Genomic DNA, 16,773 nt, shown 5'->3' with positions numbered 1-16,773 from the left:
ACCAGTGGTGAGTGAGTTCTCGCGCGAGGTCGGCGGGCAGCAGGGGGACGGGGCTCGGACGAACCTCGACGACGTCCGGAACGCCGATCCGGCACGGACGGACCGCGGCAGCCGGCCCCGTCGGCGCCCCGCCCGGCGGCGCGGACCGCGTGCCGTGCTCCTTCCGCAGTTGCTGGCGGCTGCCGTGGAACGAGACCCGGCGGCCACGGCCGTGGTCTTCGGCGACCGTTCCCTGACCTACGCCGAACTCGACGCCGCGTCGTCGCGAACGGCTCGTCTCCTGATCGACCGGGGGATCGGCCCCGAGGACGTGGTCGCGGTATCGCTCGCCCGTTCGATCGAGTCCGTGCTCGCGGTGTGGTCGGTCGCCAAGTCGGGCGCGGCATTCGTTCCCGTCGACCCGAACTATCCGGCAGACCGCATCGAGTTCATGATCGCCGACTCCGGCGCACGCCTGGGTCTGACCCGGGCGGCCTCGGTTGCCGCGCTGCCCGAGACCGTCGACTGGATCGCGCTCGACGATCCGCAGACGATCACCGATGCCGACGCTCTGCCGTCCGCTCCCGTGAGCTTCGACGAGCGGGTGCTGCCGCTGCGGGCCGAGAACCCGGCCTATGTCATCTACACCTCGGGTTCGACGGGCCGGCCGAAGGGCGTCCCCGTCACCCACACGGGCCTCGACGACCTCGCGCAGGAAGTCGCGGCACGCTTCGATCTGACACCGCAGTCGCGCGTGCTGCACGTGGCGTCGCCGAGCTTCGACGCGTCGGTCTTCGAATGGCTGATGACGATCTCCGTCGGCGCGACCATGGTCGTCGCACCGCCCACCGTGTTCGGCGGGGACGAGCTCGCCGAACTGCTACGCCGCGAGCGCGTGACGCACGCCGTGATCACCCCGGCCGTGCTGACCTCGATCGACCCGAGCACTCTGACCGATCTGGAGATGGTGCTCTCCGCTGGTGAGGCATGTCCGCCGGATGTCGTGGAGCGCTGGGCACCCGGGCGCCGATTCTTCAACGGTTACGGACCGACCGAGTCGACGATCATGACGCACTGCAGCGGGCCGCTCGAACCGGGACGGCCTGTGACGATCGGTACGCCGGTTCGCAATCTGAGCGCGTCCGTCCTCGACGCCCGCCTGAATCCGGTCGCTCCCGGCGTGGCCGGTGAACTGTACGTGTCCGGGACGGCTCTGGCCAGAGGCTATCGGGGACGCCCCGGTCTGACCGCAGAACGATTCGTCGCAGGACCGGGCGGTACCAGGCTCTACCGTACCGGCGATCTCGTCCGTACCTCCCGCGGCACGAACGGCGAATTGATCTACCTGGGACGCAACGACTTCCAGGTCAAGATCCGCGGTTTCCGAGTCGAACTCGGTGAGATAGACGCAGCGCTCGCCGCCTGTGACGGAGTCGATTTCGCGATGACGGTGGGTCGCGAGACGCCGGCGGGTCAAGCGCAGTTGGTGTCCTACCTGCACTCCTCGGAGGGGGTGGGGATCGACACCCGCGTGGTTACCGAAGAGATATCGAACGTTCTCCCGTCGCATATGGTTCCGTCGGTGATCGTCGTACTGGACGAGATCCCGCTGACGCCGTCCGGCAAGGTCGATCGCGCGGCGCTGCCGGACCCCGATCCGGTGACCGTCGAGTTCCGCCCGCCTGTCACGGATACCGAGATCGCTGTCGCCGAGGAGTTCGCGACGCTGCTCGGCCTGGAACGGGTGGGTCTCGACGACGACTTCTTCGATCTCGGCGGCAACTCGCTCGTGGCGACCCGGGTGGCGGCCCGGCTCGGTGAACGCCTCGACACCCGTGTGCCGGCCCGACTGTTGTTCGAGGGCTCGACCGTGGCTGCGCTCGCCGCGCTGATCGAACCCCTCGGCACCGGCGGCCGTATCCCGCTCACCGCCGGTACGCGGCCCGAGACGATTCCGCTGTCGCTCGCCCAGCAACGGATGTGGTTCCTCAGCCGGTTCGACACCGGCTCGGCAGCGAACAACATCCCCGTCGCGCTCCGGTTGCGCGGGGCGCTCGACGTCGACGCGCTCCGCGCGGCGATCGCCGACCTCGTGGATCGGCACGAAACGCTCCGCACCGTCTACCCCGATCGCGACGGGGTGGGCAGTCAGGTGATCCTTCCCCCGTCGGCGGCCACCCCGACGGTGCGTGTCGAGGACGTCCCGGTCTCCGAAGTGGAGAACCGCGTCCTGCGCACCGTGTCGGCCGGTTTCGACGTGACGACGGAGGTGCCGCTGCGGCTCGAACTCCTGCGGGTCGCGCTCGACGAGCACGTCCTGGTCATCGTCGTTCACCACATCGCCGCAGACGGGGCGTCCACCGAACCGTTCGTACGCGACCTCGTCACCGCCTACCTCGCCCGCACCGCCGGAGCGGTCCCCGGGTGGCAACCGCTCGCCGTGCAGTACGCCGACTACACCCTGTGGCAGCGTGCGGTGCTCGGCTCCGAGGACGATCCCGATTCTCCGGTGGCGAAGGAGATCGCGTACTGGACGTCAGTTCTCGCCGACCTACCGGACCGGCTCGAACTCCCTACGGACCGGCCCCGGCCGGTCGAGGCGTCGGGTCGCGGCGCCACCGTCGATTTCGAGATCGATCCGGCACTGCACGCGGCCGTCGCCGAACTCGGCCGGGCAGCGGGATGTTCGCCGTTCATGGTCGTCCACGCAGCCTTCGCGGTGTTGTTGTCGAGGATCTCGGGCGCACGCGACATCGCTATCGGCACACCCGTCGCCGGGCGTGGCGAACAGGCCCTCGACGACCTCATCGGCATGTTCGTCAACACCCTTGTGCTGCGCACCGACATCACGCCCGACCTGAGCTGCGCCGAGCTCCTGCACCGGGTCCGCGATACCGACATCGACGCATTCGCGCACGCCGATCTGCCGTTCGAGCGGCTCGTGGAGATCCTCGATCCGGTCCGCTCCGCGGGGCACCACCCGCTCTTCCAGGTCGCCCTGTTCTTCCAGAACATGGCGCAGCCCGAACTCGCGCTGCGCGATCTCGAGCTCGTACCGGTGGATCTCGGCGGAAGCATCGCCAAGTTCGATCTCCAGCTCACGGTGACCCCCCGGGAGGTGGACGGACGCCCCGCCGGAATCGGAGCCCAGTTCACCTACGCCACCGATCTTTTCGACGACTCGACCGTTCGCGCCCTGGCGGAGCGCCTCGTGTCGGTGCTCGGAGCCTTCGCGAGCGACGCCGACATCCCGGTCGGGGAGATCGACCTGCTGACCCCGCACGAGCGTCATGCACTCACCGTCGGGGTCAACGCGACCGACCATCCGACGGACACGGGGACACTGCTGTCACGCTATCGGGCCCAGGTCGACCGCGTCCCGGGAGCCACCGCGGTCCTCTTCGGCGACGAGTCGCTCACCTATGCCGAGTTCGACGCACGCGTCAACCGACTCGCGCGGCACCTGATCTCGTCCGGGGTCGGACCGGAATCGCTCGTGGCCCTGGGGATCCGGAGGTCGATCGATCTCGTGGTCGCCATGTACGCGGTCGTCACCGCCGGCGGTGCCTACGTGCCGCTCGATCCCGACCATCCGGCCGACCGGATCGGTCACATCCTCGACACCGCCCGACCGGTGTGTGTGCTCAGCACGAGCGCGGACACCGGCGACCTCCCCGAGGGAATCGCCCCGATCCTCCTCGACACCCTGGAGACGGATGGGTACGACGCGCATCCTGTCCGGGAGGACGAACTGCGCGGCACCGTACAGCCCGCATCACCGGCCTACGTGATCTTCACGTCGGGTTCGACGGGACGGCCGAAGGGTGTGTCCGTCCCCCACGAAGCGATCGTCAACCAGCTCGAGTGGATGGCTGCCGAGTACGACATCGCCGGGAGCGATGTGTACCTGCAGAAGACCGCCACGACCTTCGACGTCTCCCTCTGGGGCTACTTCCTGCCACTGCGCACCGGGGGCACCCTCGTCGTGGCGCCGCACGACGCCCATCGCGACCCCGCCTGGGTGGCGGATGCCGTCACACGCCACCGCGTCACCCTCACCGATTTCGTCCCGTCGATGCTCACCGTCTTCGCCGCACAGGCACCCGCCGGCAGCTGCGCGAGCCTGCGGCACGTGTTCGTCATCGGAGAGGCACTGCCGCCGGAAACGGTGTCGGCCTTCCGCCGGCTCGGCGATGCGGCGCTCCACAATCTCTACGGCCCGACCGAGGCGGCGGTCTCGGCGACCTACTGGCCGGCCGACGGCGACGGTCACGCCGTGCCGATCGGTGTGCCCGAGTGGAACGTGCAGGTCTACGTCCTCGACTCGGGCCTGGCTCCCACACCGGTCGGGACGCCGGGCGAGCTGTATCTCGGCGGGGTTCAACTCGCTCGGGGTTACGAGAAGCGCCCCGACCTGTCCTCCGACAGGTTCGTCGCGAGTCCGCTCGGACGACCGGGGAGCCGGATGTACCGCACCGGCGACCTCGTGCGGTGGCGTCGTACCGCTGCGGGAGAGCTCGTCCTGGACTATCTGGGTCGCACCGACTTCCAGGTCAAGTTCCGCGGCCAGCGCATCGAACTCGGCGAGATCGAGACGGCTCTGCTCGGCTGCGCCGAGGTATCGCAGGCAGTCGCGCTCGTCGTGCCCACCTCCACCGGTGAGCAACTGGTCGCGTACGTCGTGCCGGCACCGGGACACACCGTCGACCGGGCGGCGCTGCTCGATGCGGTGAAGAAGACGTTGCCTTCCTACATGGTGCCCTCGGCCGTCGTCGCGCTCGACGAGTTCCCCTTGAACACCAGCGGAAAGCTCGACCGCAAGGCCCTGCCCGCACCGGTCTTCGAAGCACGCGAGTTCCGTGCGGCCCGTACCCCGATCGAGGAGATCGTGGCAGGTGTCTACGCCGACGTGCTCGGCGTGGCCCGGGTGGGTGCCGACGACGACTTCTTCGAACTCGGCGGCAACTCGCTCGTCGCGACGCGCGTCGCATCACGGATCTCCGACGCACTCGGCACGCGGGTCCCGGTTCGGGAACTGTTCGAATCGCCCACGGTCGCGGCGCTGGCCGTGCGCCTCGAATCGCGCGGGACGGGTGAGGACCGGCCCCGTCTCGAGGCCCGGCCCCGTCCCGAGCGCGTGCCACTGTCGCTCGCACAGCAGCGCATGTGGTTCCTCAACCGATTCGATCCGGACTCGCCGGCCTACAACCTGCCGGTGGCGCTCCGGATCACGGGATCTCTCGACGCCCGGGCTCTCGAAGCCGCGGTCGCCGACGTGATCGATCGGCACGAAATCCTGCGCACCGTCTACCCGGAGTCCGAGGACGGTCCGGTGCAGGTCGTGCTGCCGGCGGCCGGGGCCGTTCCCGACCTGACACCGGTCGAGGTCGTCCCCGGCGATCTCGAGGCCGCCGTCACCGCGCTGGCCGTCGCCGGATTCGACGTCACAGCCGATGCCCCGCTTCGTGCCAGGCTGTTCCGCTTGGATGCCGACGACCACGTGCTCGCGTTCGTCGTCCACCACATCAGTGCCGACGCGTCGTCGATGGCGCCGCTCACCCGCGACCTGATGACCGCGTACATGTCGCGACTCGCAGGTGAACGTCCGTCGTGGACGCCGCTGCCGGTGCAGTACGCCGACTACAGCCTGTGGCAACGCGAGGTGCTCGGCTCCGAATCCGATGCGGATTCCGTCGCGGCAGCGCAGATCCGGTACTGGGTCGAGACCCTCGACGGTCTTCCCGACCAGCTGGAACTGCCGATCGACCGTCCCCGCCCACCGGTGCAGTCCCTGCGGGGCCGCCGCGTTCCGTTGCGGATCCCGGCGGACGTGCACTCCGCGCTGTCGTCTCTCTCGCGCGAGCGCGGGGCGTCGCTGTTCATGACGTTCCATGCAGCGCTCGCGGTCCTCCTGTCACGATTGAGCGCGAGTTCCGACGTCGCGGTCGGCACGCCGATCGCGGGTCGCGGCGAGGCCCGGCTCGACGACGTCATCGGCATGTTCGTCAACACGCTCGTGTTCCGCACCCGAGTGGACGACGACGCGCGATTCGGCGAGCTCCTCGACCGCGTGCGGGAGATCGATCTCGACGCCTACGCCAATGCGGACCTGCCGTTCGAGAGGATCGTCGAGATCCTCAACCCCACCAGATCGCAGGCGCGGCACCCCCTGTTCCAGGTCGGCCTGTCGTTCCAGAACGTCGAGCGGTCGAGCCTCGAACTGCCGGGCCTGACGGTCACGGGTCTCGACATCGAGACCGAGATCTCCCAATTCGACCTGCACTTCATCGTCGCGGACCATTACGCCGAGGACGGATCGCCCCTCGGTGTCGGCGGTTTCGTCACCTACGCCACCGACCTGTTCGACGAGTCCACGGTCGTGCGGTTCACCGAACTGCTCGAGACGGTCCTGCGCGCGGTGACCGCCGACCCGCACGTGGTGGTGGGCGACATCGATCTGCTCGGGGAGGCCGATCGGCGACGGCTCGCCGAGCTCGACGACACCGACCGGACCACGGACGGTTCCGCCACATTGGTGACCCTGTTCGACGAGCAGGTCGCACGCCGACCGGACGCGGTGGCTCTCGTATCGGGTGACAGGCACTGGACCTATGCGGAGCTCGACACCGAGGTCAACCGGCTCGCGCACATGCTGCTCGAGCGGGGTGTCGGTACGGAGGATCGTGTCGCGCTCCTCCTGCCGCGTTGTGCGGAGCTCCCCATCGCGATGTACGCGGTCGCGAAGACGGGTGCGGCATACGTACCGATCGATCCCGCGATGCCCGTGGCCCGCGTCGAGTACATCCTGGAGACGAGCGCCCCCACGGTCGTCCTCACGAACGGCGACGCTCGCCGGACCTGCGCCCTCGATCTGCCGAAGATCGTCGACCTCGACGAGATCGACACGGCCAGGTATCCGTCCGGTCCGGTACTCGACGCGCATCGGAGCTCACCGCTGCGGCCCGACGATCTCGCATACGTGATCTTCACGTCCGGGTCGACCGGCCGGCCGAAGGGCGTCGCGGTCGGCCACCGCGCCGTCACCAACCAGTTGCTCTGGAAGGCCGAGGAATTCGATCTCGGCCCCGACGACGTCGTGCTTCTCAAGACCGCCTCGACGTTCGACCTGTCGGTGTGGGAGTTCTGGTCGGCGCCCACCACAGGCGGCCGGTTGGTCGTGGCACGACCGGACGGTCATCAGGACCCGGACTATCTGCTTGCCACGATGCAGGAGCAGGGTGTCACCGTCGTGCACCTGGTGCCCTCGATGCTCGAGATGCTCATGACCGCCTCGGAGGGGTCGCTCCCCGAATCCGTGCGCGCCGTCCTCGCGATCGGTGAAGCGCTGCCGGCCACGACCGCTCGCGCGTTCCGCCGCACCCACCGTGCAGCACTGTTCAACCTCTACGGCCCGACCGAAGCCGCCGTGTCGGTCACCTCGCACGAGGTCGACGACGCGGACGAGCACGTCGTGCCCATCGGCACACCCGAATGGAACACCCGCGTCCACATCCTCGATCGGCGCCTCCATCCGGTGCCCGCCGGGGTGATCGGGGAGCTCTACCTCGCCGGTATCCAGCTCGCACGCGGCTACCAGGATCGACCGGCCCTGACGGCGGACCGCTTCGTCGCCGACCCGTTCGGACCGGCCGGGACGCGCATGTACCGCACCGGTGATCTCGCGGTGCTCCGCACCGACGGCGAGATCGAATACCGGGGCCGCTCCGACTTCCAGGTGAAGATCCGCGGTTTCCGCATCGAACTCGAGGAGATCGAATCGGCACTCCGTCGCCTCGACGACATCGCTGCGGCCGTCGTGACCGCGCACCACGATGCGCGTCTCGGTGATCGGCTCGTCGCGTACCTGGTTCCCGCTGCCGGTGCGGTCGTCGACACCGGCCGGGTTGCCGAGGCTCTCGCCCGGGAACTGCCCGGATACATGATCCCCGGGGCGTTCGTCGTTCTGACCGAGCTTCCGCTGACCGCCAACGGAAAGCTCCACCGCGCAGCACTTCCCGCGCCCGTCTTCGAGTCCACGGAGTTCCGCGCCCCGACCACGACGATCGAGCAGACCGTGGCCGGTGTGTTCGCGGATGTGCTCGGCGTCGACCGCATCGGTCTGGACGACGACTTCTTCGATCTCGGCGGCAACTCGTTGCTCGCCACCCAGGTCGTCGCGCGTCTCGGTAAGACGTCGGGACTGCGCGTTCCCGTCCGCGCACTGTTCGAGGCCCCCGGCGTGGGTGCGCTCGCTGCCCGCCTCGAGCAGTTCTCCGCGGTCGAACACCACGAACCTCTCGTCCCGGTGATTCGCCCGGTGGAGATTCCCCTCTCGCTCGCGCAGCAGCGGATGTGGTTCGTCAACCAGTTCGACACGTCCTCGCCCGCCTACAACGTCGCCGCGGCGGTGCGGCTGTCCGGATCGCTCGACGCCGAGGCCCTGCAGCACGCCGTCAACGACGTCGTGGCGCGACACGAGACCCTCCGTACGCGATATCCGCGCGGGACGGAAGGTCCGATCCAGCAGATCCTCCCGGCAGTGGAGGCCACCGTTCGCCTCGAACCCGTCGACGTGACCGAGACCGACCTGCCGGCCCGGGTACACGACATCGTCGCGCGCGGCTTCGATGTCACCACCGAGATCCCGGTCCGGCTCGCGCTGTTCCGTCTCGCCGCGACCGAGCACGTCCTCGTGACGGTGGTGCACCACATCAGCGCCGACGGCTGGTCGGTCGGGCCGCTCACGCGAGACCTCGTGGTCGCCTACAGCGCACGCTCGACGGGCGCGGTGCCCGCCTGGGCGGCACTCCCGATCCAGTACGCCGACTTCGCTCTGTGGCAGCGACGGATGCTCGGTTCGGAGGACGATCCCGCCTCGGTCCTCGCCGGACAGGCGGCCTACTGGAAGAACGCCCTCGCCGGGATCGCCGACGAGATCGCCCTGCCCACCGATCGTCCGCGCCCGCCCGTGCAGTCGATGCGAGGTGGCAAGGTGCGCTTCGTCGTCGACCCGTCGACCCATCACGGGCTCACCGAGGTCGCCCGCACGCACAACGCGACCCTGTTCATGGTGCTGCACGCCGCACTCGCCGGCTTCCTGCACCGCATCACCGGTGACGTCGACATCGCGATCGGTACGCCCGTCGCCGGCCGCGGACACGAGGAACTCGACGACCTGATCGGTATGTTCGTCAACACTCTCGTGCTGCGGACCGCGCCGCGTGGCGACCGGTCGTTCGCCGACCTGCTCGCCGAGGTACGTGAGACGGATCTCGATGCGTTCGCACACGCCGATATCCCGTTCGAGAGACTGGTCGAGATCCTGGCGCCGGAACGGTCCACCGCGCGGCAGCCACTGTTCCAGGTCGCACTCTCCTTCGAGAACCTGGGCCGGACCGGTTTCGATCTGCCGGGCCTGAGTTTCGGCATCGTGGATTCCGATATCGACGTCGCCAAATTCGACCTGTCGCTCACCCTCGCCGAACAATTCGATCAGGCCGGCGAACCGGCCGGTATGGCAGCCGAGTTCTCGTATGCGCGAGACCTGTTCGACGAGAACACGATCGACGGCTTCGCGCGTCGCTTCGTGCGTTTCCTCGACGGTGTCCTCACCGACACCGACCGGGCGATCGGCGACGTGGACATCCTCGACGCCGACGAACGTGCACGTCTCGCGGGAGTGCGTGGCGCCGAATCGGTCGAGCCGCAGACCCTGTCACGGCTCCTGTCGCTCGCCGTGGCGGGGGGGCCGGACCGCACCGCCGTGCGTTGCGGCGACGAGGCACTGACCTATCGCGAGCTGGACGAGCAGACGAACCGTCTCGCCCGGGTGCTCCTCGACCACGGTGCCGGTCCGGAGACGTTCGTCGGCCTCGCCTTCCCACGCTCGATCGACATGATCCGGGCGGTATGGGCGGTCGCCAAGACGGGGGCGGCCTATGTGCCCATCGACCCCGACTATCCGGCCGACCGTATCGCCTACATGCTGGAGGATTCGGGAGCACGTCTCGGCGTCACCTCCTCGGCTCACGCCGGCAGGCTCCCCGACGCCGAGTGGCTCGTGCTCGACGACGACGAGTTCCGGGACAGATGCGACCGGATGTCGTCCGAACCGATCGAGGCGACGGAACTGCACGGCGCGATCCGCGTCGGCAACGCGGCCTACGTCATCTACACTTCCGGCTCCACCGGCCGGCCGAAAGGTGTCGTCTCGACCCATGCGGGCCTGGCGAATCTCGCACGCGCGCAATGCGAGACCTTCCGAATCACGGCCGACGCACGCACCCTGCAGTTCGCTTCACCGAGCTTCGACGCGTCCGTGCTCGAGATGCTTCTCGCGGTCGGAGCGGGAGCGACGATGGTGATCGTGCCGCCCGCGATCTACGGCGGCGAGGAACTTGCGGCCGTCCTGCGGCGCGAGGCCGTCACGCACGCCTTCGTCACTCCGGCCGCGCTGGCCACCGTCGATCCGTCCGGCCTCGGTGAACTCGAGGCGGTGATGGTCGGCGGCGAGGCGTACTCCTCCGATCTGGTGACCCGGTGGGGAAGCGACCGTCGGTTCTACAACGTGTACGGCCCGACCGAGACCACGTGTATCACCACCAGCTCCGAACCGCTCGTGCCGGGAGGCGCGATGCCTATCGGTCATCCGTTGCGCGGTGTGGGTGCGCACGTGCTCGATGCCCGGCTGCATCCCGTCCCGCTCGGCGTCACCGGCGAGCTCTACCTCTCGGGACCGGCGCTGACCCGCGGATATCACCGCCGGGCCGGGCTCACCTCGGAACGGTTCGTCGCATCCCCGTTCGGCGACGGGCAACGCCTGTACCGCACGGGCGATCTCGTCCGCTGGGCCGCAGGCGGAGAACTCGAGTACGTCGGACGTGCCGACCAGCAGGTCAAGATCCGCGGGTTCCGGATCGAGCTGGGGGAGGTCGACGCGGCCTTCGTCGCACATCCGGACGTCGACTTCGCGGCTACTCTCGGGCACGAGACCGCAGCCGGCGCCGTAGTTCTCGTGACCTACGTCAAGCCGTGCGAAGCGCGGACCGTCGACACCGACGAACTGCTCGGGTTCGTGGCCGGGTCACTGCCCGACTACATGGTGCCCACGGCCGTCGTCGTCATCGACCGGGTGCCGTTGACCCCGGTGGGCAAGCTCGACAAGAAGGCCCTGCCGGAACCGGTGTTCGCTTCCACGGAGCGTCGCGCACCGTCGACTCCGGCGGAGACCGCGATCGCCGGGATCTTCGCCGAGATCCTCGGTGTCGACGAGATCGGCGCCGACGACTCGTTCTTCGCCCTCGGTGGCGACAGTATCGTGTCCATCCAGTTCGTCGCCCGAGCCCGGGCGCTCGGATTCGAACTGAGCCCGCGCGACGTCTTCGAACGGAAGACGGTCGCGGCGCTCGCCGAACTCGTCGATGCCGGGGCTGCCACGGAGGCAGGGGAGGCGGAGGCGGATCCTGCAGCCGAGGACACCGCTCCTCGGACACCCGAGATCGCGCGTGTTCGCGCAGGCGGGCACCCCGGTGTCACGAGTGTCGTCATCGAGATGCCGGGCGGAGTCGACGACGACGGGCCGGCCGAGTGCCTGACCGCTGTACTCGCGGCGCATCCGCTGCTACGTCTGGTCGTGCCGCGCGAGGTCGACGAGTCCCCGCGGGTCGTTGCCGCGTCGGCCCTCGATATCTCGAAGGTGTTGCGGCACCAGGTGATCGAAGGCCCCCTTGCGCTCGAGGAGATCGTCGACCGCGTCGTGTGGGAGGCCGCAGACCGGCTGGACCCGGCTGCCGGCATCGTCGTGCAATTCGTCCGGGTGTCCGCCGGTGACTCCGATCTGCTCGTGGCCGTCGGCGACGCGGTCGCCGTCGACGGAGTGTCGTGGCAGGTGCTCGCCGACGATCTGGCCGCCGCCTGGACCGCCCGTGCCGCCGGTCGCACCCCCACCGTGGCGGCCGAGAAGGTCTCGGCGCGGGCATGGTCGAACACGTTCGCGACGCCTCCGGCCGCGCCGGTGACGAGAGTCACGACTGCGGATTCGGACGAGCGGGCTCCCCTCGGGGCCACCGTCCGTCATTCGGCCTCGGACACCGCATCCGTCTTCGCCGATCTGGCTGCGGCCTTCCGCGCCGAACCGATCGACGTGCTCGTCGCGGTCGCTGCGGTCGCGGTCACCGGCACCGGCGGGTCGACACAGGTCGATCTCGTGGTGGGCGCCGACGGGCGACGACTCGCATCTGCGGCCGGTACGTCCCGGACGGTCGGCGGCCTGCAGGTGCAGTATCCGGCGCGCATTGACCTGGACGGGGTCGGGGAACTCACCGGGCCCGAAGGGGCGGCCCCACTCGTCAAGGCCGTCAAGGAACAACTCCGTGCGGCGCTGCGCCGGTCGCCCGACGACGCGGTGACGGCTGGTCCCGACACGATGGTGACCCTGCACGGCGAACCACGCGCCGGGGACATGCGTGAGGCCTGGCGGTTGTCCGCCGAGTACGGGATCCGGCCCGTCTTCCGTACCGCACCGGAACATCGGCTCGAAATCCACGCCTCGTCGGTTGCGGGGGAACTCGCCGTGACCCTCACCGCCGATCCCGCGCGCGTCCACGAAGACGAACTCGCCGACGTGGTCCGGACATGGACCGCGACGGTGGACGCACTCGCCCGGTACGCGGCACAACCCGGTATCGGCGGACTCACCCCCTCCGACCTGCCCCTCGTCGACGCGGATGCCGACGACATCGAGATATGGGAGCAGCGGTACCCGGGCCTCGAGGACGTGTGGCCGCTCACCCCGCTGCAGCAGGGCATGTTGTTCCACGCCCTGCTCGCGAGCGACGGCGTCGACGTGTACACGACCCAGTTCGTGCTCCGTCTCCGCGGTGATCTCGACACCGCCCGCTTGCACCGGGCCGCACAGACCCTGCTCGACCGTTACCCCAACCTGTGCGCGGCGTTCACCACGACGCGCAGCGGTGTGCCGGTGCAGGTCGTGCAGCGCGGGATCGAGGTTCCGTGGCGTGAGGTGGACGTCACCGAGGCCGGCGACCCGGACGCGATCGACGCGCGCATCGAGCAGGCGAAAGCAGAGGATCTCGCAACGCATTTCGTGATGGACCGCGCCCCGCTGCTGCGGTTCACCCTGTTCCGTGCCGCCTCGGACCGTGTCGATCTGCTCGTCACGAGCCATCACATCCTCATCGACGGCTGGTCGATGCCGCTGCTGATGCGCGACATGCTCGTGCTGTACGCAGCCGACGCGGATCCGGCCGTGCTGCCGCCCGTCGCTCCCTATCGGGACTATCTCGAGTGGCTGCACGCACGGGATCACGCCGAATCGAGGGAGGCATGGAAGCGCTCGCTCGACGGCCTGGACGGTCCCACGACGATCACCACGCTCGACACCGCTCGCGGGATCGAGGCGGGCATCGGCGAAGCCGGTTTCGAACTCACGCCGGACACCACGGCGAAGCTGTCCGCGACGGCGCGCCGACTCGGCGTCACCCTCAACACCATGGTGCAGACGGCATGGGGGCTGTTGCTCTCCCGGATGACCGACCGCGACGACGTCGTCTTCGGCGCCACCGTATCCGGACGTCCGCCACAGCTACCCGGTATCGAGTCGATGGTCGGCCTGTTCCTCAACGCCGTCCCCGTCCGGGTGCGCATCGACCCGGACGAGACCGTCGCGAACCTGGCGTCGACGGTGCAACGCGAACAGGGCGCGCTCCTCGACCACCACTATCTCGGGTTGGCCGAGATCCAGGAGTCGGCCGGTGCGGACGCACTGTTCGACTCGCTCGTGGTCTTCGAATCGTTCCCGGTGGACGCGGCCGCCCTGTCGGAGGCGCGTTCCGGCATCGGTCTCGACGTCGCCGCCGTGGACGCGGCCAGCGGCACACACTATCCGCTGACACTCATGGTGGTCGCCGACGACCGGGTTCGGGTGACGGTGAAGTATCTGGAGGACGTGATCGGCGGGACCTTCGCGCGCGACGTGGCCGGCCGGCTGGAGGTCGTGCTCGACGCGTTCGCCGAGTCGGTCGACCGGCGGATCGGGCAGCTCGACGTGTCGACCGGACACGATCGGGCGCGTCTCGACCGATGGAATGCGACGGACGTCCCCGAACTGCTCGACGAGGCGACGCTGGTGTCGTTGTTCGAGGAGCAGGCGGCCCGCACCCCACAGGTGCCGGCGCTCGTGTTCGAGGAGACCGAGTGGGACTACGCGACCTTCGACGCGGAAGCCAACCGGCTCGCCCGGCACCTCGTCGCACTGGGCGTGGGGCCGGAGACGCTCGTCGCGGTGGCGATGCGGCGCTCGCTCGAACTGCCGCTCGCGATCTACGCGATCGTCAAAGCCGGTGGTGGGTACGTACCCATCGACCCGGATCATCCCGCCGATCGCACCGCGCTCGTACTCGACGGGGCGCGTCCCGCATGCGTCCTCACCACGAGCCGTGACGGTGTCGACGTCGCGACGACCGTTCCGGTGATCGACGTGGACCGCCTCGACCTCGGTCACCTGCCCTCTCACCCCCTCGACGACTGCGAACGGCTCGGCTCCCTGAGGCCCGACAACACGGCCTACGTGATCTACACGTCGGGGTCGACGGGCCGTCCCAAGGGCGTCCAGATCACCCACCGGCAGGTCGCCAACCAGTTCCGCTGGGCGCAGCGCACATTCCCGCATTCCGTGGGGGATGTGGTCCTGCACAAGACTCCCGTCACCTTCGACATCTCCACATGGGAATTGTTCTGGCCGTTGCAGACCGGGGCGACGGTCGTGGTGGCCCGGCCCGACGGGCACCGCGACCCGCAGTATCTCGCCGAGACGATCCGTCGCCGGTCGGTGAGCTCGGTGCATTTCGTGCCGTCCATGCTCGATGTCTTCTGCGAGTCCGCGGATGCCGGCGACCTCGCATCGCTGAAGTACGTCTTCGCGGCCGGGGAGGAACTGACCGCCGACACCGTCGACGCCTACCGGGCGATCGGCACGGCGGCACTCGTCAACTGGTACGGCCCTGCGGAAGCAACCGTGGTCACCAGTGTGGACACGGCCCGAGTGCACGGCCGGCCGGTGCCGATCGGTGCACCGGTCGCCAACACGACGGTGCACGTACTCGACAGCCGGCTCCGGCCGGTGCCGGTCGGAAGCGTCGGCGAACTGTACGTCGGGGGAGTGCAACTCTCCCGCGGATACGCCCACGCAGCGGTTCTCACGGCGGAGCGTTTCGTCGCCGATCCCCGCAACACCGGAGCGCGGTTGTACCGCACCGGAGACCTCGTCCGGTGGAGGGAGGACGGCAGACTCGACTACCTCGGCCGGTCCGATTTCCAGGTCAAACTGCGCGGGCAGCGCATCGAGCTCGGTGAGATCGAAGCAGTGCTCGTATCGCGACCCGAGGTGGCGCGCGCCGTGGTCACCGTCGTCGCGGGACCGGACGGAGGCGACCGTCTCGCGGCCTATGTCGTCGCTGCCGAAGGATCGTCGCTGGATGTCGGCGAACTCGCCGTGCATGCGCGGCATTCGCTGCCGTCGTACATGGTGCCTGCGGTCCTCGTGCCCTTGCGCGAACTGCCGCTCAACGCCAACGGCAAGCTCGACCGGAAGGCGCTGCCCACCCCGGTGATCGACACCGTCGCGTACACGGCGCCGCGTACTCCGCTCGAGGAGCTCGTCGCAGGCGTCGTCGAGGAGGTCCTCGGCGTCGAGAAAGTCGGTGTGGACGACGACTTCTTCGCGCTCGGCGGCAACTCGTTGAATGCGACGCAGGTCGCGAGCCGGCTCCGCGACAGCGTGGGCGCCGACGTCCGCGTCCAGTGGTTGTTCACCGACCCCACCGTCGCTGCACTGGCAGGACGCATCTCGGCCGAACGCGACGCCGGCGAGGAGTTCGATCCCTTCGCCGACAGTGCGATGCAGGTGCTGCTCCCGCTCCGGGCACGCGGTTCCCGGGCCCCACTGTTCTGTGTCCATCCGATGTACGGACTCGCGTGGACGTACTCGGGCCTGACCCGCTTCGTGCACGATCGGCCGATCTACGGCATCCAGTCGAAGGCGCTGTCGGAGGACGGATACCTGCCGGACTCCCTGGCCGGGATGGCGGCGCGATACGTCGAGGAGATCCGGACGGTGCAGCCACACGGTCCGTACAACCTCATGGGCTGGTCGCTCGGTGGTGTGCTCGCGCACGAGATGGCCGTGCAACTGCAGGCGGCGGGGGAGAGCGTCGACTGCCTCGCCATGCTCGACAGCCATCTGAATCTCGATGTCGGCGACTTCCGGGGAGCGATCCGCGACGAGCTCGAACAGATCGGCGTCGTCCTCGACGACTCGGCCGACGTGACGAGCCTGTCGGACGAGCACCTCCAGCGCGTGATGGAGACCGTTCCGCAGGAGATGGTCACGCTCACCGCGGAGCGTTTCCGCAATCTGTACGAGAGTGCGCTGCGATCGGCGGAACTCATCGCGTCGCACACCCCAGGGGTGTTCGAAGGAGACCTGATGTACTTCAGCGCGGCCGATCATCCGCCCGCCCAGGACGGTGCCGCGGGACGCTGGTCGCACCTGGTGACCGGCACCATCTCGGACGTTCCGATCGACTGTGTGCACGGCGCGATGACCACACCCGAGTCGCTGGCAGCGATCGGGCCGGTGCTCGAGGAACACCTCCACAGGGAGTGGATGTAACGAGTTGCTCCCGGACGACGACGCATGTAACTGTACGTAGGCCGCCATCGGGTAGGTTCCGTTCGAGCATCGGACCGCACCGCGCCCGACGCCGACCACCACTG

General features: G+C 68.9%; 1 protein-coding gene. It reads left to right on the top strand.

Going from position 1 to position 16,773, the window contains the following annotated elements; translation table 11 throughout:
- The first annotated feature begins 7 nt into the window (after nt 1-7).
- On the top strand, nt 8-16,669 hold the full coding sequence (locus tag EQ874_RS08510; protein ID WP_242496681.1) for a non-ribosomal peptide synthetase: 16,662 nt from the start codon (nt 8-10) through the stop codon (nt 16,667-16,669).
- Nucleotides 16,670-16,773: the final 104 nt, after the last annotated feature.

The organism is Rhodococcus sp. Q1, from assembly GCF_004153645.1.
In the GTDB taxonomy this organism is placed as follows: domain Bacteria; phylum Actinomycetota; class Actinomycetes; order Mycobacteriales; family Mycobacteriaceae; genus Rhodococcus; species Rhodococcus gordoniae.
Note: the sequence above shows the minus strand (reverse complement) of the source record. Positions and strands in the feature narration are given on the sequence as shown.